19 protein-coding genes and 1 pseudogene are annotated in these 22,882 nt (G+C 51.1%); 13 read left to right on the forward strand and 7 right to left on the reverse strand.

What is annotated here, in order from left to right; translation table 11 throughout:
* Positions 1-122 precede the first annotated feature (122 nt).
* On the forward strand, positions 123-4,325 hold the full coding sequence (locus H6G45_RS04815) for a choice-of-anchor I family protein (RefSeq protein ID WP_190597131.1): 4,203 nt from the start codon (positions 123-125) through the stop codon (positions 4,323-4,325).
* A 118-nt stretch (positions 4,326-4,443) separates the two neighbouring features.
* Here the strand turns inward: H6G45_RS04815 and H6G45_RS04820 are convergent, their stop codons facing one another.
* Positions 4,444-4,611: a universal stress protein gene (locus H6G45_RS04820; protein WP_242018048.1), complete on the reverse strand. Its 168-nt coding sequence runs from the start codon at positions 4,609-4,611 to the stop codon at positions 4,444-4,446.
* A 41-nt stretch (positions 4,612-4,652) separates the two neighbouring features.
* Between H6G45_RS04820 and H6G45_RS04825 the strand changes: the two genes are divergently transcribed.
* The gene (locus tag H6G45_RS04825) at positions 4,653-5,447 is read left to right on the forward strand and encodes an Rpn family recombination-promoting nuclease/putative transposase (protein ID WP_190597133.1); all 795 of its coding nucleotides are present in this window, start codon (positions 4,653-4,655) and stop codon (positions 5,445-5,447) included.
* 138 nt (positions 5,448-5,585) lie between these two features.
* Here the strand turns inward: H6G45_RS04825 and H6G45_RS04830 are convergent, their stop codons facing one another.
* Together H6G45_RS04830 and H6G45_RS04835 are read right to left on the reverse strand one after the other, a co-directional pair.
* A complete protein-coding gene (locus tag H6G45_RS04830) occupies positions 5,586-6,461 on the reverse strand; it encodes a universal stress protein (protein WP_190597135.1) in 876 nt (291 codons plus the stop codon).
* 53 nt (positions 6,462-6,514) lie between these two features.
* On the reverse strand, positions 6,515-7,714 hold the full coding sequence (locus tag H6G45_RS04835; RefSeq protein WP_190597136.1) for a hybrid sensor histidine kinase/response regulator: 1,200 nt from the start codon (positions 7,712-7,714) through the stop codon (positions 6,515-6,517).
* Positions 7,715-7,955: 241 nt separating this feature from the next.
* On the opposite strand from H6G45_RS04835, the gene H6G45_RS04840 reads away from it, so the two are divergent.
* The 3 genes from H6G45_RS04840 to gloB all read left to right on the forward strand — a co-directional run bounded on the left by H6G45_RS04840 (position 7,956) and on the right by gloB (position 11,546).
* Complete coding sequence (locus H6G45_RS04840) at positions 7,956-9,284, forward strand: ammonium transporter (protein ID WP_190597138.1); 1,329 nt, start codon at positions 7,956-7,958, stop codon at positions 9,282-9,284.
* A 120-nt stretch (positions 9,285-9,404) separates the two neighbouring features.
* Entirely contained in the window at positions 9,405-10,709 is a 1,305-nt protein-coding gene (locus H6G45_RS04845) for a dihydroorotase (RefSeq protein WP_190597141.1), read from the forward strand.
* A gap of 63 nt (positions 10,710-10,772) precedes the next feature.
* Positions 10,773-11,546, forward strand: a complete 774-nt coding sequence (gene gloB / locus H6G45_RS04850) for a hydroxyacylglutathione hydrolase (RefSeq protein ID WP_190597143.1) — start codon at positions 10,773-10,775, stop codon at positions 11,544-11,546.
* A 92-nt stretch (positions 11,547-11,638) separates the two neighbouring features.
* On the opposite strand, the gene H6G45_RS04855 is transcribed toward gloB, so the two are convergent.
* Positions 11,639-11,812 carry a chlorophyll a/b-binding protein gene (locus H6G45_RS04855; RefSeq protein ID WP_010871578.1) on the reverse strand — a complete coding sequence of 58 codons (174 nt, stop codon included), beginning with the start codon at positions 11,810-11,812 and terminating at the stop codon, positions 11,639-11,641.
* A 54-nt stretch (positions 11,813-11,866) separates the two neighbouring features.
* Positions 11,867-12,973, reverse strand: coding sequence for a GTPase ObgE (gene obgE, locus H6G45_RS04860; RefSeq protein WP_190597145.1), 1,107 nt, complete (start codon positions 12,971-12,973; stop codon positions 11,867-11,869).
* A gap of 172 nt (positions 12,974-13,145) precedes the next feature.
* Between obgE and H6G45_RS04865 the strand changes: the two genes are divergently transcribed.
* The 7 genes from H6G45_RS04865 (at position 13,146) to H6G45_RS04895 (ending at position 20,677) form a co-directional block, all read left to right on the forward strand.
* On the forward strand, positions 13,146-13,967 hold the full coding sequence (locus H6G45_RS04865; RefSeq protein WP_190597146.1) for a glycosyltransferase family 2 protein: 822 nt from the start codon (positions 13,146-13,148) through the stop codon (positions 13,965-13,967).
* Positions 13,968-14,006: 39 nt separating this feature from the next.
* Entirely contained in the window at positions 14,007-16,016 is a 2,010-nt protein-coding gene (locus H6G45_RS04870) for a flotillin family protein (RefSeq protein WP_347338247.1), read from the forward strand.
* A 145-nt stretch (positions 16,017-16,161) separates the two neighbouring features.
* Complete coding sequence (locus H6G45_RS04875) at positions 16,162-16,887, forward strand: hypothetical protein (protein WP_338116544.1); 726 nt, start codon at positions 16,162-16,164, stop codon at positions 16,885-16,887.
* A gap of 31 nt (positions 16,888-16,918) precedes the next feature.
* On the forward strand, positions 16,919-18,124 hold the full coding sequence (locus H6G45_RS04880; RefSeq protein ID WP_190597150.1) for a succinate--CoA ligase subunit beta: 1,206 nt from the start codon (positions 16,919-16,921) through the stop codon (positions 18,122-18,124).
* Between the two features lie 59 nt (positions 18,125-18,183).
* Complete coding sequence (locus tag H6G45_RS04885; RefSeq protein ID WP_242018049.1) at positions 18,184-19,119, forward strand: bestrophin family protein; 936 nt, start codon at positions 18,184-18,186, stop codon at positions 19,117-19,119.
* A 98-nt stretch (positions 19,120-19,217) separates the two neighbouring features.
* Complete coding sequence (locus H6G45_RS04890; protein ID WP_190597152.1) at positions 19,218-19,499, forward strand: hypothetical protein; 282 nt, start codon at positions 19,218-19,220, stop codon at positions 19,497-19,499.
* Entirely contained in the window at positions 19,499-20,677 is a 1,179-nt protein-coding gene (locus H6G45_RS04895; protein ID WP_190597154.1) for an FAD-binding oxidoreductase, read from the forward strand. Before H6G45_RS04890 ends, H6G45_RS04895 begins: the two co-directional genes overlap by 1 nt.
* On the opposite strand, the gene H6G45_RS04900 is transcribed toward H6G45_RS04895, so the two are convergent.
* Together H6G45_RS04900 and H6G45_RS04905 are read right to left on the reverse strand one after the other, a co-directional pair.
* Complete coding sequence (locus H6G45_RS04900) at positions 20,651-21,790, reverse strand: esterase-like activity of phytase family protein (RefSeq protein ID WP_347338248.1); 1,140 nt, start codon at positions 21,788-21,790, stop codon at positions 20,651-20,653. The genes H6G45_RS04895 and H6G45_RS04900 overlap by 27 nt on opposite strands.
* 245 nt (positions 21,791-22,035) lie before the next feature.
* Positions 22,036-22,710 (reverse strand): glycosyltransferase family 4 protein, encoded by a 675-nt coding sequence (locus H6G45_RS04905; RefSeq protein WP_347338249.1) that lies wholly within the window; start codon positions 22,708-22,710, stop codon positions 22,036-22,038.
* Between the two features lie 72 nt (positions 22,711-22,782).
* Between H6G45_RS04905 and H6G45_RS19445 the strand changes: the two are divergent.
* Positions 22,783-22,882, forward strand: a pseudogene (locus tag H6G45_RS19445) (IS630 family transposase); the annotation flags it as partial.

Here is a 22,882-nt window from a genome sequence, read left to right on the forward strand (position 1 = left end):
TTTTTCTTAATTTGTCTGTGAAAAACTGTAGCGGGGACTAGGTGAACTGTCCGTCGGCGATCGCCAACCCAAGTCCAAAATTTTCCTCCATTTTTCCTGATTGAGAAATTCCCGAAGCAATTATGACCATTAACAACGGCGTTAGTTTGATAAGCAAAATTGGTGGCTTTGCCAGCAGTAATGGGGCAGAAATTCCGGCCTTTGACCCCAGCACTAAGCGCCTATTTGTGGTGGCGGGCTCCGTGATCGAAATTTTAGATTTAACCAATCCCACCAACCCCACCAAGCTGGGGGATCTGGCGCTGAATTTCGACGGCCTACCCGCCGGTTTTAGCCCTGCACCTAACAGTGTGGCGGTGGGTAAAGCCGGTACCCCCAGCGCAGGGATTGTGGCCGTATCCTTGGCCATTCGGGATGATTTGAACAATCAGGAAGCGGGTCAAATACAGTTTTTCGATACAGCCACTGGCAATTTCCTGGGTAAAGTGCTGGTGGGCTTTTTACCCGATATGGTCACCTTTAGCCCCGATGGCACCAAGGTTTTAACCGCCAATGAAGGGGAGCCAAACGAAGGCTATACAGTGGACCCCGTGGGTTCGGTAAGTATTGTCGATATCACCGGTGGTTTTACCAATTTAGTTGCCCAGACTGCTACTTTTGATAGTTTTAATGCCCAAAAAGCCGACTTACTGGCCGCTGGGGTGAGACTTTTTGGTCAGATTTTTGATGAAAATGGTAATTTTGTCCGGAATAGCACCGTAGCAGAAGATGTGGAGCCGGAATATATTGCTTTCAACGGAGATGGCAGCAAAGCCTGGGTAACTCTGCAAGAAAATAATGCCATTGCGGTGGTTGACATTGCCAGTGCCACAGTGGAAGCAATTTTGCCCCTGGGGTTCAAGGACCACAGCTTGCCTGGTAATGGCTTGGATGCGAGCGATCGGGATGGGGGGATTAATATTCAAAATTGGCCCATTTTCGGCATGTATATGCCCGACAGCATTGCTTCCTTTACCGTCGGTGGCCAGACCTATTACATCACTGCCAACGAAGGGGACGCCCGCAACCGCCCTTCTGACGATGATATTTTTCCCTCTCCGTTTGATGGAGAAGGGGATATTTTTTTGGAAGAAGCTCGCGTTAAGGATTTAATTCTAGACCCAACTGCATTTCCCAATGCCGTAGAGTTACAGGCAGATGCCAACCTTGGTCGTCTGACCGTAACCACCAAATTTGGGGATATTGATGGGGACGGGGATTTTGATGAACTCTATGTTTTTGGTGCCCGTTCTTTCTCCATTTGGGATAGCAACGGTAATTTGGTCTACGACAGTGGCGAAGATTTTGAACGGATTGTCGCTGAATCCATACCGGATTTTTTCAATGCCAGCAACAACAACAATAGTTTCGATAACCGCAGTGATAATAAAGGGCCTGAGCCAGAAGGGGTGACAGTGGGCACCATCGACGGCCGTACCTATGCCTTTGTGGGACTAGAACGCATTGGCGGCGTTATGGTTTACGACGTAACCAACCCCCAATCCCCCGAGTTTATTCAATATATTAATCCCCGGGATTTCAGCGTCGATCCGGAGTCTAATTTGACCGATTCCGGCCCAGAAGGGTTAATTTTCATCGATGCCGCCGATAGTCCCAACGGTAAGCCGCTGTTGGTGGTGAGCAATGAAGTGAGTCAAACCACTGCCATTTTTGAGGTTAATGTCCCTACCCCCCAGCCCTTCAAATTGCAGTTATTCCATGCCTCTGACCAGGAAGGGGGAGTCCCTGCGTTGGATGATGCGCCCCGGTTTTCTGCTGTGCTCAATGCCTTACTACAACAGGACATTGACAATGACGGTATTGCCGGTTTTACCAATAACCTCATTCTCTCCTCTGGGGATGCCTATATTCCTGGTCTGTTCTTCAGTGCTTCCCAGGACATCTTTGGCGGTGTAGGTCGGGCGGATATTCTGATTCAAAACGAGTTAGGTTTCCAGGCGATCGCCTTTGGCAACCACGAATTTGACCTAGGCACTGCGTTGATCGCCGACTTGATTGGGGGAGACCCGGCGGATAACTTCCCCGGAGCAAACTTTCCCTACCTCAGCAGTAATCTAGACTTCAGCACCGATGGCAATCTAACCCCTTTGCTCACAGCGGATGGCCAGGAAGCCAGTACCATCCCTGGCAAAATTGCTGCCAGCACTGTCATCACTGTCAACGGGGAAAAAATTGGCATTGTGGGGGCCACCACCCCAACCCTGAGGACAATTTCTAGCCCCGGCGATGTGGGGGTTTTGCCCAGTCCCTTTGGTGGCACTCCCACGGCGGCAGAGTTGGATGCCCTCGCGGCTATTATCCAAGCGGATGTGGATGCTCTGCTGTTGGCTAATCCCGGGCTGAACAAGGTCGTTTTGCTGGCCCACATGCAACAAATTGCCATTGAGCAGGAATTGGCTTCCCGCCTCAGCCATGTGGACATTATTGTGGCCGGTGGTTCCAATACCCGCTTGGTGGATGAAAACGATCGCCTGCGGGCGGGGGATACGGCCCAGGGAATTTACCCCATCATCAAAACCGGGGCCGATGGTAACCCTGTGGCAGTGGTTAATACCGACGGCAATTATAAATATGTCGGCCGCCTCGTAATTGACTTTGATGCGGAGGGGGTCATTATTCCCGAAAGCTATGACCCTCTGATTAGTGGAGTTTATGCCACCGATGACCAAGGGGTGGCAGATCTAAATGCCGCCGGTCTGATAGATCAAGAAGTCCAAGCCATTGTGGACCAATTGCGCACAGTCATCGTCGCCAAGGAGAGTAATGTCTTTGGGCTATCCAATGTTTACCTCGAAGGTCTGCGACCCGCAGTTCGCCAACAGGAAACCAACCTCGGTAACCTCACCGCTGATGCCAACCTGGCGATCGCCAAAACCATTGATTCCTCCGTGGTCATTTCCCTTAAAAATGGCGGCGGCATCCGGGGTGATATTGGTCGAGTTGTCGTTCCCGCTGGGGGCACTGGGGTACCGGAGCGACTACCCAACGAAGCGGTTACCGATGGCGATGGTAATGTGGTTAAACCTGAGGGAGGAATTTCCGAAACGGACATTGCCAATGCCCTTAGTTTCAACAATAGACTAAGTCTAATTACCGTAACCGCCGCTGAGTTATTGGCCCTAGTGGAACACGGCATAGCAGCCAGCGATGGTAGTAACCAACAGGGTCGTTTTCCCCAAGTTAGTGGATTTGCTTTCAGTTTTGACCTCAACCGAGCCCCAGGCAATCGGGTTCTTTCCCTGGCGATCGAAGATGAAACCGGCAAAGACCTAGATGTGGTGGTTAAAGATGGTCAATTGGTGGGAGATCCCAGCCGAACCTTCCGCATGGTTACCCTGGGCTTCCTCGCTGGCGGTGGCGATGGTTATCCCTTCCCCAGTGGCGAATCTGCTAACTTAGTTGATTTGAGCTTAGCTGCCGATGCTCCCCGTACCGGCTTAGCCACCTTTGCGCCCGATGGCTCTGAACAGGATGCCCTGGCCGAATACTTGGCGGCCAACTTCAATACCCCCGCCACTGCTTTCAACCAAGCGGACACTGCCCCGGCATTTGATACCCGCATTCAAAATCTAGCTTTCCGGGAAGATACGGTAATTGATCCCATCGCCAACGAGATTGGGACTGTGGCTAAAGATGGTTTGTTCTTTGTTGAACTGCCCAATGGCATGGAAGTGAGCCTGAAGTACGAAGACCAGCCCTTGGTAGCCGGCACCTTTGGTAATTGGCAAATCCTGGAGGCGGAAACTGTGGACGGAATGAATCAAGTCCTCTGGCAAAATTCTGACACTGACCAATTTGGGCTGTGGAATGCCGATGCTGATTGGAACTGGCTTTCCTCTCAAACCTGGACTCCTGATTCCTTTAAAACCCTTGCGGCGGAAGTTACCTTCCAAATTGACCTTAATGAAGATGGACTGTTAGGCGATCGCCTGACAAATGTGGAAACCAAGGGCAATGTTAGTCTGCTGGAAGGCATCCTGGGTAATTACTACGCCCAAACCGGGGATGGCTTAACAACCCCAATTAAATACCTAGGGGAAGTCTTTGAGAATAACCTGGGCAACTGGCAGGCCCTAGCGGCGGAAACCGTACAGGGTATCAATCAAGTGCTGTGGCAAAACCTCGACACTAACCAAATTGGTATTTGGAACTCTAGTTCCGATTGGAATTGGCTTTCCTCCAGCGTTGTTGCCGCCGGATCTCCCGAGGCGATCGCCCAAGCTAATATTTTCGGTGTAGACCTGAATGGAGCAACTGCAATTTAATCCCTCAGTTTTCCCACAAGTAATATCCCCACTTTCGTTTTGCCGAGGTGGGGATTTTTTTTCGTATTTGTGTGTAGGAAAATTTAGCTGGCTAGACTTTGTTTTTCTCTAATTACTGTTAACCTTTGGGGGAGAAAAACAGGAGGGGAAACCAACTGCGGTTCAAAATGTTATCCGTCAAACTGGGTACCGTCCAATCTAACAACGTAGTCCGGTGACTAGCCACGGCGATCGCCGTAATATCATTGACGAAAGCGGCATCAAGTATTTCTTGAACGGGATCCATCTCACACCGGAAGACAACGGCAAAGACGTTTTGGCTTGATTGTGTTTGACAACCTCTGTAAATTTCTCGCAGAATCTTTTTCCGAAGACTATGCAGCTTGGTTGCTAGGACGACCAATCAAATTAACCAAACTGAGTCCAACGGAACTTTCCCTGGAACCAATTCGGGCTGATTCCCTGATTCTGGAACAGTCTGATGATCTGGTTTTGCATTTGGAATTCCAAACGGAACCGGACGAAAATATGGGCTTTCGGATGTTGGACTATCGAGTCCGGGTTTATCGTCGCTTTCCCCGGAAGACAATGTATCAGTTTGTTGTCTATCTAAAACCTAGTAGCAGCGATTTCGTTTATCAAGACAGTTTTCAGCTGGGGGAGACAGTACATCGCTATCAAGTTATTCGGCTCTGGGAGCAATCTTCAGACATATTTATGGAAAGCCTAGGGTTATTGCCTCTGGCCATATTGACCCAAAACCCTGACCCGACAGTAAAATTGAAGGAGGTGGCAACGGCTTTGGACCGGATTAGAGATCGTCGAGTCAAGGCGAACCTGATGACAGCAACCTCTGTTTTTGGAGGACTTGTGCTGTCGCCAGAGTTTATCAAAACGATTTTAAGGAGCGAAATTATGAAGGAATCAGCCGTTTATCAAGAGATTTTACAGGAAGGAGAACAGCAGGGCTTGCTTAAAGGAGAACAGCGGGGCTTGCTCAAAGGCAAATTGGAAACTATTCCCCTGCTGAGAAAGCTGGGACTAACGACCACAGAAATTGCTCAAGAGTTAGACATTGATATAGCTCTGGTTAACCAGTTCGTTGCTAATCAGGGTAACTAGGGGTTGGGGCTTGGTTTAAGTGCAATTCTTCTTTAAAACCAGTCTGAAATTTGGAGAAGTTGTTGTTTAGATGCTCTTTGGGAAATTACATGGTCAGTGTAAAATCCCCCTTTTAAAGGGGGAACTTTGAGCATTTCCCTAACCTTTAGGGGAAAAAAATAGGAGGGGAAACCAACTGCGGTTCAAAATGTTATCCGTCAAACTAGGTACCGTCCAATCCAGCAACGTAGTCCGGTGACTAGCCACGGCGATCGCCGTAATATCATTGACAAAGGCAGTGTCGAGAATTTCCTGCACAGGGTTACCATGGCGTACTTCTGTGACAATATCCGGCACTAGGGAGCTAAATTCCTGTTTCAGCATGGCCAATTTTTCCTCAGCTTCCTGACGACGATTTTCCATCAGTTCTGGACGACGGATACCATCTTCCAAAATAGAGAGAAAATAACAGGACTGCACTTTACCAGGAGGGGCCTTTTCTAAGGAAGTTTTTAACCTTTCCACCAGATAGTTACCAGCGGAACTGGCATCATAGGGCACCAGTAAATTTCGCCAGAGATGTTGACAACGCAAAGCCATTTCTTCCACCGTGTAGGTGGTGATCAATTGGGGCCGTAGGATCATCACCGGTACCTTGGTGGACTTGGCCAAGGAAAGGGTGTGGCTACCGAAAAGCTTTGACTCCAAATTGCTCCGCACCGGCATGCCATTAATAATCACATCAATGGCTTCCCTTTCCACCAACTGGTTCACCAAATCTAGGTATCGCACGGAGGATACTTCCACCTTCACTTCCACCCCTGCCGGCACCTGACCCACTAGGGATTCCAGATAAATTTTGGCTTCCTTGAGCTTACTTTCATCCACATTGGCCAGGTGCTCATCTTCCCAGACAGAAACGGTGTGGAGAAAAATTAGCTTACTGATGCCACAGAGGGAAAGTTCTTCCACAAAGCCCGCTAGTCGTTGCAGTCCATCGGAAAAATCTGTACAAATGAGGCAATGCTTAAACATAATAAAATCTGCCCTCCGCTGGCATAGTTGCTAGTGTTTGTCGAATTGTGAATCTACTCTAAACCCACCGGCCCTTGGTCGGAGTTGACCTTGGTAATCCTGTGGCCCCCTTCTTTACTGTTATCGACCGCCGCTTCCCCCCATTGGCCATGGGGCACCCAACCGATCGGCACCGGAGGATGTTGGGGCAATGTCAGGGAAAGAATGGCTCCCTTGGGTTGATTATCTTGCACTGTGATGGCACCGCCATGGGCTTCGCTCATCATCTTACAGAATGCCAGACCCAAGCCAATTTGGGCAATGTTGGGCATGATGGTGCCCACCTCGTAGGGCTCAAAAATTTTTAGTTTAAGTTCGTCCTTAATGCCTGGCCCTTGGTCAATGAAGCAGATGGTGATTTTATTCTTGTCCTCCGTGACGATCGCCACCTCTACTTTGCCACCCGTAGGGGAAAACTTAATCGCATTGCTGAGCAAATTGCTGATAATGCGCTGGAAAATGGGGGGGTCTATTTTGGCAACCAGGGGTCTGTCTTCCCATTCCCTTACTAGGGTCAATTGCTTTTGGCTGGCGATCGCCTCGTAATCATCCAGCACAGTTGCAACCAATGCCAACAGGTCCACTTCTTGATAGTCCAGGCGAATTTTGCCATGCTCCTGTTTGGACACCACCAACATATCGTCCACTAAATGCTGGATTTGTTGCCCGGCATGAAGCAGGCGACCGAGCTTTTCTGTGGGCAAGGGAGGATCATAATGGCTCCTCTGCAAAATTTGTATCCCCAAAATCAAATTGGTGAGGGGGTTACGCAAATCATGGACAATCATGTGCACCATCGATTCCCGTTGTTGCAGTAAATTCCCTAGGGCATCGTACTGGTGCTTCAGGCGCAACATGGCCTGGATACGGGCTTGCAATTCCAAACCATTCAAAGGCTTGGAAATAAAATCATCGGCCCCCGCCGCCAAACAATTGGCCAAACTGAGTTTACTGTCTAGGGCCGTAACCATAATTATTGGCAGGGCACGCCACCGAGCCGAAGCACGGACCGCTCGGCAAACCTCAATGCCACTCAGCCCCGGCATCATAACGTCGAGCAACAAGAGGTCTGGCTGAAAGGTATCTAGACTGTCAATGGCCTGTTGGCCACTGTCGGCGTAGTTAAGCTCATAACCCCGATCCGCTAGGAGGGCATCAATAACATCAAAATTATCGGGATCGTCATCTACCACCAGGAGGGAAGCTGGTCCCATAGAGCGTTCCTGCCAATGCAAGCTTTGCAGAAGAGGATCAATTCCTCTCCTTCCCAGTTTAGCGTGTACTTCCCCCTACTCACTAGAGTGGAACCCAAATATCATCGGCGTACTGCTTTTCCTGATTTTATAAATTGTTGGCAAACGGTGACAAAAGTTGGTGGTGAACAATTCATTCCCTCCTAAGATGCAATCTTAAGAAAAATCTCACTTTTTCCAGGGAGTTGATTTAGTACAGGCAATGAAACTCAAAATTTTTCCCCTTGCCCGTTATGCCCTGGGCGCTATGCTGGCATTTTTATTTGTCGGGGTGGCCCAGGCCCAAACAGAAACCATTTCCATTGCAGAAGTTACCTATGCAGTTAATAATCTATTCTTACTGGCCGCAGCGGTTTTAGTACTGTTCATGCAGGCTGGCTTTGCCATGTTGGAGGCGGGACTGTCTTCCCACAAAAATACAGTTAATGTGCTCTTTAAGAACACTTTTGATGTTTGTGTAGGAGTATTACTTTACTTCCTCTTTGGTTACAGTCTAATGTACGGAGAAACCCCAGTGTTGGGTGGCTTTTTTGGCTGGAGTGGCTTTGGCATTGCCAACACCCCAAACAACGTTGAAGGCCTCAGCCCCCAAGTTGATTGGTTGTTCCAAGCAGCCTTTGCGGCCACGGCGGCCACCATTGTCTCCGGGGCGGTAATGGGGAGGATGTATTTCAAAGCCTACCTAATTTACTCCGCTGTCATTACCGGGTTGGTCTATCCCATTAGTGGCCACTGGAAGTGGGGGGGAGGCTGGCTTGATCAATTGGGATTCCATGATTTTGCCGGTTCCATTCTGGTGCACGCGGTGGGGGGATTTGCTGCCCTGGCCGCCGTGGTGGTGATGGGGCCCCGCATTGGCCGTTTTGAGGGCAACAAAATTAACAGTCTAGGTTACCAGGGGATTACTTCCAGTTCCCTGGGGGTGTTTATTCTCTGGGTGGGCTGGTATGGCTTTAATCCCGGTAGTCAATTGGCCTTTGTGGGGGCTCTAAACACCAATACCACCATGTTAATTGCGGTGAACACCACCCTGTCCGCAGCGGCGGGAGGATTGGCAGCCCTCGCCTTCGACTGGATTACGGAAGCTAAACATAAAGCCAACTTACTGGTGACCCTCAATGGCATTTTGGGCGGTCTGGTGGGCATTACCGCCAGTTGTGACACCGTTAGTAACTGGTCGGCGATCGCCATTGGGGTGGTGGCAGGCGTTTTGTCAGTGCTGGGCACGAAGCTGTTAGACCGTCTACGTATTGACGACGGGGTGGGAGCTTGGCCTGTGCACGGTTTATGCGGCATTTGGGGCGGTATTGCCGTGGGCATTTTTAGCACCAACGTTGAACATAAACTCAGTGCCCAGATCGTTGGCTCCTTGGTGATCCCCTTTTGGGCCTTCATCACCATGTTTTTCCTTTTCTACCTACTAGACCTTTGGGGCATGTTAAGGGTAAAACCGTCCCAGGAAAAAGTGGGGCTCGATATTGTTGAACATGGTCAAACAGAAAAAGGGGTGGAGATCGCCTTTGAAGACTAGCCTTTGATTGACCAAGCATAAAAAGTACAGTTAACCCCCAGAATCCGGAAAGGTTGCCCAACTTTGCTAGGATTTTAGGGGGATTTTTGTGGCGTCGTTCCCCCGAGGTTAAAAGGTTAAATGGAAACGCAATGTCGACCCCAGGTTCGTTGCCTAGATCCCATGCAGGGCACGGAAACACGGGTGACGGTGATGGTACGGGGCAAGGCCATTGTGGCCGTAGAGGATGATTCTTACCCCATACCAACGGATGCGGTGGTGATCCCCGGAGACAATTTACTCTTGGCCCCCAGTCTGGCAGACCTGTATAGCTACAGCGGTGAGCCTGGCCACGAAGACCGGGAAACCCTCAGCCAATTACTGCAAACGGCGATCGCCGGCGGCTTTAGGGACGTTGCCATTTTGCCCACCATGGATCCCCCCCTGGACCGACCCCAAACTTTGCAGTGGTTGGAGCAACGGTTAAATCAGATGGCAGGGATAAATGCCCATCCTCAGGAGCAGGGGGAAGATGGGGCCACAGTCCAATGCCACTGGTGGGGAAGCGTCACCCAAGGCAACCAAGGTAAACAGTTAACTGAGTGGGGAGAATTAAGCCAAGCCGGGGTAATTGGTTTCAGCGATGGGGGGGCCATTGCAGATTGGCGCCTATTACAGCGGGCTTTGGAATATGGGGCCATGGTCGGCAAGCCTCTAGCTCTGGTTCCCCTCCATAGTTCCCTGCGGGGTAATGGGGTGATGCGGGAAGGACCATTGGCGATTCAATTGGGGTTGCCACCGGATCCGGTGATGTCCGAAGCGGCGGCGATCGCCAGTTTGCTGGAATTGTTGCCCCATTATCCGACCCCCGTACACCTGATGCGTATTTCCACTGCTCGGGGAGTAGCACTAATTGCCCAAGCCAAAAGTCAGGGGTTAAACTGCACTGCCAGCGTCAATTGGCACCATCTTTTGCTCAGTAACGAGGCGATCGCCCATGGTTTACCGCCCCACACGCCCCACTATGATCCTAATTTGCGCTTTGACCCTCCCCTAGGCAACGAAGGCGATCGCTTAGCGCTGATTGACGGGATTAAAAACGGTGTCATTGATGCCATTGCGGTGGACCACCAAGCCTTTACCTATGAAGAAAAAACCCAGACCTTTGCGGAAACTCCCCCCGGGGCGATCGGCTACGAATTGGTTTTGCCCTGTTTGTGGCAAGGGTTAGTGGAAAAGGGTCTCGTAACCCCCACTGAACTGTGGCAGGCCTTGAGCACCAATCCCCGGCAATGCTTGGGCCTATCCCAGGTTAATCCGCCGCGAATTTTGTTTGATCCCGGTCTGCCTTGGACTTTACAGAGGGGGGCTTTGCAAACTTCTGCCTATAACAGTCCTTGGTGGGGCCACAGCCTCAAGGGTAAAGTGGTGGCTTGGGAATTGTAATTTTGGTTAGCCTTGGCACGGTTAGGATGGGCATAACCATTCAGTCCGCAAACCCCAAGTTATATGGATATTCATCGCTTATCCGTCCTGGCCGATAACTATATTTTCCTACTCCACGATCGCCAGAAGCATCAGGCCGCAGTGGTAGATCCAGCGGTAGCTAAACCTGTATTGGAATACCTACAAAAATTGGAGGCTGATTTAGTAGCCATTTACAACACCCATCATCACTGGGACCATGTAGGGGCCAATCGGGAATTATTAGCCCAATATCCAAACCTAGAAATTTACGGCGGGGCAGAAGACGAAGGGCGCATTCCGGGCCAAACGATTTTTCTCCAAGATGGCGATCGCCTGAAGTTTGCTGGTAGGGAAGCAACAGTCTATTTTGTCCCCGGACACACCAGGGCCCACATTGCCTATTACTTTGCTCCTGGAACCGGCGAAACTACAGGGGATTTATTTTGCGGCGACACTATTTTTGCCGGGGGCTGTGGCCGTTTATTTGAAGGGACCCCGGCCCAGATGGTGCAATCCATTGGCAAATTACGACAATTACCGGATCAAACCCGGCTGTGGTGCGCCCACGAATATACCCTAGGTAATCTCAAATTTGCCCTCACCGTTGACCCCGACAATGGCGACCTCCAGGAACGATTCCAAACAGTGCAAGGCGATCGCCAACGGGGACAGGCCACCGTACCGTCTTGGTTAGGCACAGAAAAACGCACCAATCCATTTCTGCGGTGGGACAACCCAGCTATTCAAGCCCAGGTGGGACTTACGGAGCCAGCGCGGGTATTTGGCAAGCTCCGGGGTATGAAGGACAATTTTTAACTAATTTTTAACTTTTGGGCGGTAAATTAGGTCGATTTAGTTTGGTGCATCAACCATGGTAGCCGTAGATATGGGTCAATTGTCCCAACCGATTACCGTAGTCCCAACCAGGCCAATACCCCTTGGTTAGTGAAATATTCAATCACCAAAATGAGTAGAAATCCCACCATGGCGGCCCGGCCATTCAGCTTTTCTGCATAGTTGTTGAAGCCAAATTTGGGGTCTTCCTGCACGGGGGTTTGGTTCGGTTGTAGTTCTTCACTCATAGGATTTTCTCGGATAATCAACTAGGTTTACAATTCTTTACCTTTCTTTCCCTTTTAGCTTGAGTAAGTTACCCCGTCAATGGGTACGTCAGAGTTGAAAGGGTTATTCAGTTCCGCCTGGGCCTGTAATTCCAGCTCCAGCAACCTTTGGGCTTCTGCGTCCGCTGCGGCCATTTCATCGAGCCATTGCCACACCAGTTGCATCAAGTTATCCAAGCCTCTACGGGTGGCCGCCGAAATGTGCAAACAGGGGACACCGCTGAATCGTTGTAATTCCGCTTCAATTTCCCTGATCATTTCTTCGTCCAGGGCATCAATTTTATTCAGAGCAATGATTTGGGGTTTTTCCATCAGTCCCCGGCCATAGGCCTCCAACTCCTGTTGAATCACCCGAAAATTGGCGATCGGGTCCCCAGCGGTCACATCCAACACATGGAGCAGTAAACGAGTCCGTTCAATATGGCGCAGAAATTCGTGCCCCAGGCCAATGCCCGCCGCCGCCCCTTCGATGAGCCCTGGAATATCAGCAAAAACGGTGCCATCCCCCGTCGGTTTTCGTACCACCCCCAAATTGGGCACCAGGGTAGTAAAGGGATAATCGGCAATTTTAGGGCGAGCCGCCGATAAAGCCGCAATGAGGGTGGATTTCCCCGCATTGGGCAAACCGATAATGCCCACTTCCGCCAGCAGTTTAAGCTCAAGCCGCAGTTGTCGCTGTTCCCCTTCCAATCCCGGCAGGGCATACTCTGGGGCCCGGTTACGGTTACTAAGGAAATGCTGATTGCCCAAACCACCTTTGCCCCCCGCCGCCACACAAAGCCGTTGCCCAGGGCTGATCAAATCCCCCAGCAGGCAGTCCTGCTCCAAGTCATAAACCATGGTGCCACAGGGAACTTGCACCACCACATCTTTGCCGTTGGCCCCGGTGCAATTGCTGGAGCCGCCTTTTTTCCCGTCATCGGCTTTAAAAATTCTCGCATAGCGAAAATCCAACAGGGTTTGTAGATTGGCATCCGCTTCAAAAATCACTGAGCCGCCCCGTCCCCCATTGCCGCCGGAAGGCCCCCCCGCTGGCACATACTTTTCCCGCCGAAAGGACACCATGCCATCGCCGCCTTTACCGCCCTGCACTTCAATCTCCGCTTGATCAATAAATTGCATTCTCTAAAACTTACTTCCTGTTAATTCTGACTAAAAATAGGCTTCAATTTTCCGAATAGCCTCTCTTCAAATGATATAACTCTTAGGGTGCCGAGGGTGGGTGAGACTTCCCCATTGCCAAGGATTTTCCTCTCTATATTTTCTTCTGTTTTTCTTAACTAAGCCAATTTCCATGAAGCTTTCGGTCATCATTCCGATTTATAACGAAATTCAAACCATTGAAAAGATCCTGAAAAAAATTACCATGGTGTTGCCGGAAGTACCGAAGGAAATTGTCATGGTGGACGATGGTTCTAAGGATGGTACAAGAGAATGGTTGGTGGATACCTTTGGCGATCCGGAACAGCATCCTGTTCTGGCCAACCTCAATTTAGCCGGCCAGTTTCAATGTTTTCCCCTGGCCCCATCGGCGGAAACCAATGGCGATCGCCAAGGGCATAGCTTTGTGATGGCAACGGAGTGGGAAGTGAAAGTGATTTTTCATCGCCAGAACCAGGGTAAGGGAGGCGCTTTGAGAACAGCCTTTGCGGCGGCCACTGGGGATGTGTTGATTATCCAAGATGCGGATTTGGAATACGACCCCGAGGATTGGGAACCCATGTGGAAGTTAATCGATGGCGGTTGGGCCGATGTGGTGTACGGTTCCCGCTTCTATGGCAATCCCCATCGAGTGCTCTATTTTCATCATTATTTGGGCAATAAATTGATCACCAGTTTGATTGATTTGGTCTGTAATATTAACCTCAGTGACATTGAAGTTTGTTACAAAATGTTTCGGCGGGAAGTTTTGGAAGACCTGCGCTTAACCTGTAGTGATTTCGGTTTTGAAGTTGAATTTACAATGAAGGTAACCCGATCGCCAAGGCGATGGCGAATTTATGAAGTGGGGGTGGCCTATTATGGCCGTACCTTTGCCGAAGGAAAGAAAATCAATTGGCGAGATGGGGTTAAGGCTTTGGGTTACATTGCCAAATTTTGGTTAACCAATGCTTAACGTTGCACAACTGCTATTTTTGCCCTCCGGAGGCATATCATGCACAGTAAATTTTGGTTTGAATTTCTCCAGACTTTGCCCACCCTGCCAGCCAACGGCGCACCCCTAATTGCCACGGTGGAAACTCGCCCAACTTCTGGAGAATTAATCATTGCCCAGGATCCCAACCAAACGTTCAACAACAATGATTCTGCCCTCGGTGGTTTATCACCTCTGTTGGTCTTTCCGGTGGTGATTATCTCCGTCATCTTTTTAATTTTAGTAACCATCTTTCTCTACACCCGTTTTTACGTCATTGCCCCCAATAACGAAGCTTTGGTTAGAACCGGCGGCGTTTTCAAAAAAGAGCAAATGGTGATTCTCCACGGGGGCTGTATTGTCATTCCCGGTTTCCACGAAATTACCAGGGTGTCCCTGCGGGAAATTTCCATTGACGTGGTGCGGGCGGGGAATTTGGCCGTGCGGACCCAGGACTACATGCGGGCCAATATGCGGGTGACTTTTTACGTCTGCATTACCCCCAACCGCAACGAAATTTTAACGGCGGCGGCCAGGCTTTCTAAAAAAGGGCAAATTTCTGAAGCAGATATCAAAGATGCCCTGGAAAAACGGGCTGATGACGCCATCCGGGCGGCGGCGAAAAAGAAAAAACTAGCTGAATTAGATTCGGATAAATTGGGCTTTGCCGATGAGGTATTGAACTTAATCCAAGGGGATTTACGCAAAGTTGGTTTAACCCTCAATAACATTGCCATTTCCGAAATTGAAGAAAGTGATACCTACGACGAAAATAACTTTTTCGATGCCCAGGGGGTGCGGCTGAGAACGGAAACAATCCAACGGTCGATTCAACAAAAACGGGAGGTGGAATTAACCACCAGGGTGGCCATTGAACAAGGAGAATTGGAAGCGGAGAAAAAAAGTTTAGCCATCAAGCGGGAGCAGGAAGATGCCAATATTACCCAACAAAAAGAAATTGAATTATTAAAGTTAGCCCAAAGGAAGGAATTAGAATCCCAAGAAGCACAGCAGCAACGGGAAATCCAAGAGGCCAAAGACCGGGAAGAGGCGAAAAAGGAACGGAATAAAATTCTCCAGGAACAGGCAGTGGAGGAAGAACGGATTCAAAAAGAATTGGCCATTCAAAATAGTCAAATTGCGTCGGCGATCGCCCTGGAGGAACGGAATAAGGAATTAAAGGTGGCCCAGGCGTTACAAAAACAGGAAGCGGAAGTGGCGGAAATCCAACGGCAGAAAACCATTGAAGCTTCCCAACTACAGGCCAAGGCAGAAATTGCCCTAGCGGAACAAAAAACCCAAATTACTGAACAAACAGCGGCGATCGCCATTGCCAATAAACAAAAGGAACGGTTGGAGGCGGAAGCTCTGCGGGCCGAGGCGGAATCCGGCGTCATTACGGCCCAGGAAGTGGAAGCGGCGGAACGCTCCCAAAAATTGGCGGTGATTGTGGCCCAACAGGATGCCCAGCAACATCGCATTGCGGAACAAAACGTGGTGGAAATTGACGTGTTTCGGCGGCGGCGTCAGGCAGAAAGTGCTAGGCAAGCAGCAGAATTGGAAGCGGAATCTATCCGTACCCTGGCCGATGCCAACCGTCACAAAGCCATGGCCGAAGCGGAGGGACAGAGGGCCATCATCGCAGCCCAAAACAGCCTGAGTAATGCCAACCGCAGCGCCGAACTATTGAAAACCATCTGGCCGGAACTGGTCACCCAACTGCCGGATCTGATCAAAGCATTGGCGCCCCAACCTGGGGTCTTGGGGGAATCCCGCATTTATTCCTTCCCTGGATTGAATGGGACCAATGGCAACGGCAGTAACGCCGGGGATATTAATAAATTACTGCTTTCCACCAGTGGCCTCACCCTGCTCAATGGCCTATTAAACGAGGGCAAACTCAGCACCGTGGTGGACCAAGTGAAATCCCTCCTCCAGGATCCGCCGTCCGTTTCCTCCCCTCCCCCTGCAGACCATGGGGGCAGCGCTGAGACTTCCCCTGAGACGGATTTTTACCCTGAAGGAATTTAATGGGGATCAACGGCGATCGCCAATGGCAGGGGGTAGCGGCCCATCACCAAAGCCCCTAATAATAAAGGAAGATGGAATGGCTGGAACTGAACCTTGCTTGCCTTGGTTTTTTCCGGTCTGTCTCTGCAGGCCTCCCCCTCCCCCTGTGCCCATGTTTGATCTAGATTTACTGTTCAACTCGTCCTTTGCCGTTGCCGTCAAAACCCCATTGATGTTGCTAGTGTTAATTGCCCTGGAGGCAGTGCTATCGGCGGATAATGCCATTGCCCTAGCCACCATCGCCCAGGGTTTACCCAATCCGGCCCAGCAACGGCGGGCTTTGAATGCGGGGTTAGTGATTGCCTATGTGCTCAGGATTCTGCTCATTGTCACTGCTTCCTTTGTGTTGCAATATTGGCAGTTTGAGTTGGCTGGGGCCTTATATTTACTCTGGTTGGTGGGCAGCTACTTCCTCTCCCCCGATGAAGGGGACAATCACCACAAGACCTTTGAGTTTAGTTCCTTTTGGCAAGCCATCCCCCTCATTGCCTTCACCGATTTAGCCTTTTCCCTCGATAGCGTCACTACGGCGATCGCCGTGGCGGATCAATTGTGGCTGATCATTGCGGGGGGCACCATTGGGGTCATTGCCCTCCGGTTTTTAGCGGGTTTATTTATCCGTTGGTTAGACATTTTTACCCACCTCAAGGATGCTGGTTTTATCACGGTGGGTTTGGTCGGTCTGCGGCTGCTGCTCAGAGTCATTAACCCCGAGCTAGTGCCACCGGAATTGTTGATGATTACCATGATTGGGCTACTGTTTGCCTGGGGCTTTTCCGAGCGGCGATCCCCGGAGCTAGTGGAAGAAATTAGCCATAGTGGGGAGCCGTAGGCGGCCCAGGAGTAAATTTTAGGGATAATTTATGGATTTGTTAGAGTACCAAGCCAAGGAACTATTCCAACAGGTGGGCATTCCCATTTTGCCCTCCCAAACCATTCAAAACACCACTGCCCTCAAACGTCTGCAAATTCCCTATCCCATGGTGCTCAAATCCCAGGTGCGGGCGGGGGGGAGGGGTAAGGCCGGCGGGGTCAGGTTTGTGGAAAATACCATTGATGCCATTGCCGCCGCTTCCGCCATTTTCCATTTGCCCATTGCGGACGAGTACCCAGAGGTGATTTTGGCCGAGGCTCGCTACGATGCCCAGTCGGAATTATTTTTGGCGATCGTGCTGGACTACCAACGGCAATGCCCGGTGTTGATGGGTTCCAGTGAAGGGGGCATTGATGTAGACAGCCTGTTGGAGCAAATGCAGAGTGTTTCCCTGCGGACAAATTTTTCCCCCTACTTGGCCCGGCGGCTGGCGGTGAAAATGGGCTTAACGGGACCCCTGGTGACCACGGTGAGCGCCATCATCGAAAAAATGTATGAGTTATTCGTCACCTACGATTTGGACGTCATTGAAATTAATCCCCTGGGCATTAGCGCTGACGGGGAGGTGATGGCCCTGGATGGCAAAATTACCGTTAACGATACGGCGATCAACCGGCATCCGGATTTACTTAATTGGGGCTCGGAGCAATGGACGGGGCATAGTTGGCTACCGGGGGACTTGGCCCAGGGACAAATTGGCTTAATTTGCAACAGTGAAGGACTGGCCCTGAGTACGTGGGACTTGCTCCAGTCCTTGGGCATTACCGGCGCTTATTTACTGGATGAAAGTCGCAGTGGCATGGCCCTAGGAAAACAATTGGAACTGGCCTTTGATCACCTCAGCCAGGCCCCCAACCTCAAAGGTATTTTTGTTAATCTGGCCACCAGGGAAGCGGCCACCCCCACCTTGGCAGAGGATTTGCGGGCTTTTTTGCCCCTGCCCCCCAACCCCTCCAGCGAAGACCGTAGTTTGCGGGGGACGGGTCCTAGTTTGCCCCAGCGCCAACGGGCTCCCCAACGGCAAACCTACACAGGGGAAGTGCTACCGGTGGTGATCCGGTTTAGCCAGGGGGATTTGGGCCATCTCCAGCAGATGTACGACAACAGCCTCGTCTATTGGCATAACGATTTGGAAACGGCGATCGCCAAGATGTTAAGTTTAATTCCCCAGGAAATGGAATTGGTCCAGGGATAACCGGGGGCATCATTCCCCAGGGTTGGTAATGTGTATCTGAGATGGGGAAGCAGTAAAATTTGAGCAAATTCCTGGGCGTTTTCCGCCACCATCCATCCCGTCCGCCCCGCATCTGGACAGATGTGCTCCTGCGTTGGCAGGGTTCCGTCATCCCGGCGATCGCCCCCCGGGTGCTGGTGTGTATGGCCTTTTCCCTGGGGGTGACCCTGGTGGATGGTTGGGGATATGAATTTTCCATTCCCCTGCAGGAAAGCATTGTGCCCAGCATTGTTTTGGGACTGCTCTTGGTTTTTCGCACCAACACCGCCTACGAACGCTTTTGGGAAGGACGCAAAGCCTGGGGCACTTTAGTTAATACCATCCGTAACCTTTCCCGCACCATCTGGGTTTCAGTGGCGGAACCCACTCCCCAAGCCCACCAAGACAAGATTAAAATTCTCCACCTCCTGGTGGCCTTTGCTGTGGCCACCAAGTTGCACCTACGCTCTGAACCCCTCAATGAAGAAATCTGGGCCCTGTTGCCCGAATCCGGTTACCGCAAGCTGGAGGATTTGCATAATCCGCCCCTGGAAATCGCCTTTTGGATCAGTAATTATCTGCAACAGGAATACGACCAGAACCATATCAATCCCTATCAGCTCACCGCCATGCTGCGTTTGGTGGATACCATGGTGGATGTGTTGGGTAGTTGCGAACGCATTTTAAAAACCCCCATTCCCCTGGCCTACGCCATCCATTTGCGCCAGCTAATTTTTCTCTATTGCTTCATCACCCCTTTCCAAATGGTGAACACCCTCCATTGGGCCACTGCTTTTGTGGTGGGGATTATCGCCTTCACCGTCTTCGGCATTGAAGAAATTGGGGTGGAAATTGAAAACCCCTTTGGTCACGATGCCAACGATCTACCTTTGGACCAGATTTGCCAAACCATGCAAGCCAACCTGGAAGATTTAATTCAGTTGCCCCCTTGGCACCAGGTTTCCCATGGGGACTAGTAGGAACTGCTTGGTTCCCCCCTTCTTGGCCAAAAAACTATAACCTAGTTAGGGAGAGTCGCAAGACTGTTTCACCACTTCCCGTTTACGGTTTCCCCATGATTAGCGTTGATTTGACCCTTAAATATTCCCCCATGCCCGTGTCCGTACAGCGCAAGGAAAAGGATGCGGCGGAGTCACTCTATCAGACTATTATTACTGCCATGCAAGGCGATCGCCCCCAACTGTTGGAACTGACCTGTGAAAAGCAGACCGAGAAAAAGGTGGCCATTATGAGCGATCAGATCAGTGCGGTCATTGTTTCTGAGAAAGATGGTTCTGCTTCGGCGGGGAAAGTACCTGGTTTTGCCGCCTTGGGCCAAATTGTTAATCAAGGTTAATGGAAAATTTCGATGCCATTGTAGTCGGGGCCGGCATTACCGGAGCGGCGATCGCCTATGAATTACAAAACCAAGGGCAACGGGTACTGTTACTCGAAAAGCATCGTCAGCCGGCCAACGCCACGGCCTTGAGCTATGGTGGCATTATCTATTGGGCTGGGGCCACCCCTCTGCAACGGCAGTTGTGCCATGAAAGTCGGTACCGCTGGACCCATTTGAGCCAGGAACTGGGGGGAGAAACGGAATATCGTGAACTGGAGCTATTGCTCTATCTCCGCCCCGGAGATGATGCCCAAACCTTAGCTAAGCAGTTTGACCATTGTTTAATTCGGCCCCAACGGGTGGACCGTTTAACGGCGATCGCCATTGAACCCCAACTCAATCCCGATGGCATTGGGGGCGGGTTTGTGGTGCCCCAGGGCCATGTCCACGGCGGCAAAACCGTTAACGCCTATCTGCAAGCCTTTATCCGCCAGGGGGGCATAGTACGCATCGCCACAGTCCAGGCATTAATCACCAAACAAAACCGTGTGCAGGGGGTCTCCACCGGGGCGGGAAATTTTTTTGCCCCTAAAGTAATTTTGGCGGGGGGAGGCCAAAGCCGTGCTCTGCTACCGGGGCTAGGGGGTAATTTTCCCCTCTATTTCACCCACGCCGCTGTTCTGCAAACCGCCCCCAGCAAGGAAAAGCTCCGTTGTGTGATTATGCCGGCGGATTTACAGCAACGCCCCAATTTGGAAGCCCTAGCTCCAACCTTGGATTGGCATCAGCCCAACGACCATTGCGTCGCCACTGTTTTGGAACCGGGGGCAGTGCAATTTTTCGATGGCAGATTGTTCATCGGTCAAATTAGTCAACTGGTCACCTCCCCCCATTACCGCCCTGACCTCGCCTGGGCTCAACAACAATTACAAACGGCGATCGCCCCCATTCTGCCCCGCCTGGCCTCCCTGCCGGTCACAGCCCACCATTGCCTAGTGGCCTTTAGTGCCCAAACCCTGCCCCTGGTAGGGGAAATGCCCAATTTACCAGGGTTGGTACTATTCACGGGCTTTACCCATCCCTTGGTCTATGTCCCCCCCCTGGCGCAAAAACTAGCCCACCACCTCACTGGGGGTAGGGAGCCGGTCATTGACCATTTAGCTCCGTTGCTAAACCCCCTGCAAACGGAAAAGTAGGATTTGCGTGGTTTGATCTTCACTGAAGTTATCGTCGCTGATGGCAATCAAACTGCTGCCACCGTCCGGTAACCGGGGTCCCAGGGTAAGCCCTTCTAGATTGTCCAACTCGATGCCTACATCCTCCAGATCGAGCAATAGTTGTTTGCGCATGGGGTTAATGGTGTTGGTGCCGGGGCGGAAGCTGGCGATGCGGCTGGTGTCGGTGGCATTGGCGTTGACCGTTTGGAAAATTTTGCCCTGGAACCCGTTCAGTCCAAAGGTTCGTTCTAGGGTGAGGAAATAACCTTCCCTGGGTAGGGCCACCATGGCGCTCAGGCCGTGGAGTAGGGTACCCACCGGGGCCGGCTCCAGGGGGTAAAGGTTTTCGCTGACCAAAACGGGGGGCCCCACGGAATTAATCACGTAATGCAACCAGCGCAGGGGAATCTGCGGGGGGGGATTGTCCGGGTCAAAATCTTGGGCTAAAACGCTTTCAGGGGCGGTGAAAAGACGAAAAGGATCGTCTGCTAGGGTGCTGGTGGCCGCAATGGTCAGAGCTTCAAAACCAAAGTTATCCCGGATGCCCTGGGGGGGATCGGCTTGGGGCAAAAATCGACTGGGCAGGGGTAATTGTCCCAACTCCTGGGCCGTTGCCTGGTCAAATTCTGCAATTAAGGGGGGACTTTGGTTAGATAAAACCCCTTCACTGCTGATGAACAAGGTGTGGCGGGGGGACAGGGCAATGCCCTCTGGGTCTAACAATTGCCGGCCGTAGGTTTCGCCCTCGCTGCTCCTGAGCTTGGTCATGGCCACCACTTCTGCTTTGGTAATGCCTATGCCCTTTTCCCCATCGGCCACGGTCAGGCGCATGGTGTAAAACCGGGGCGATCGCCGATCATCGGTGATGGCGTAGTAAAGATCCCGTTGGCGATCGTAGCTGAGGTCAGAGATGCCCCCAACGGGCAAATCTTGTACTGCCTGCTTTGGTAGGGTGTAGCTATCTAAAAATTCTAAGGACAGGGGTAAAAATAAGCGGGACTCCGCTTGCACCGCATTGGGGGAAACGCCACAGGCCACCAGGGTAAAGCAAAGGATAGGCAGTGTGAGCTTCAAGAAAATTTTGGTCAGCACCTTGATAAACCCTAAATTCCTGCCACCACTGTAGCGAACAACCGGATTTGTTTTGTGCCCTGGGGGTCAAAAGCAAGCAAACCGGAGGGCAATCTGGTTGCTTGGCAATCACTAACAACTTGTACCCATGGGTTGAAATTATGAAATTAATCGTTTACAAATACATTTTGGTGAAAACAACCAAAATAAGGTAGAAAAAATCCGGTAAAAAGGTTCCCGAAGGGGGGGGGCATGCAGCTATTTGATCAAAGGGGTTGTGAGTCAGGGTAGCAATGGGATTTCTTTGTTCTAGACTGGGCAGGTTGTTGGTCACTAACTTTGGCAATGACGGATCGGTACTGATTAACAATTGTATCGAGGGTAAAATTTTCTTCAAAATACCGGCGACCTCGGTGTCCCATGGCCGTTGCTTGCTGGGGATCATTCTTCAACTCAAGGATGAATTGGGCCAACCCTTCCCCGTCCCCGTTATCAATGGCGGCGCCACATTGGGCCTCGGCAATGATTCCCCGCAAATAGGAATGGGGTGCACAAATGGCGGCGATCGCCGTGCCGGCGGCCAAACAACCATAGAATTTACTTGGCACCACCAGGCCTTCCACCTGGGGCAAAATGGAAACCAAGCTCAGGTCACAGGCGGTGAGGGAAAAGGGCAAAACCTGTTTGGGTTGAAAGGGTAAAAATAAACAATTGGTTAACTGGTGGCGTTGTACGAAGTCTCGACAGATGGGGGCCTTGGCCCCGGCACCAATGAAGACAAACCGAACTGCTTCTTGGTTCAAGAGGCGGGCTGCTGCCATCACAGTTTCCAGGTCATGGCACCGTCCCATGTTGCCGGAATACAAGACGGTAAATGTCTGGTCTAAGCCATGGCGTTGGGCAAACCAGTTGTCAGTTTTGGCCCTTGGTTGGATTAACACTCCGTCCGCCCAGTTATAGCAAAGATTGCTAAGGTTAGGACATAATATAGGGAAAGAGTTAGGAAAAAAGCGATGCCAGCCCCCTACAGTATAGATCTAAGAGAGAAAGCGGTAAGTGCAGTAGAAAAAGGAGAGAAGAAAAGCCATGTCTGCCGAACACTGAACATTAGTC

Source organism: Synechocystis sp. FACHB-383, from assembly GCF_014698605.1.
Classification (GTDB): Bacteria; Cyanobacteriota; Cyanobacteriia; order Cyanobacteriales; family Microcystaceae; genus Synechocystis; species Synechocystis salina.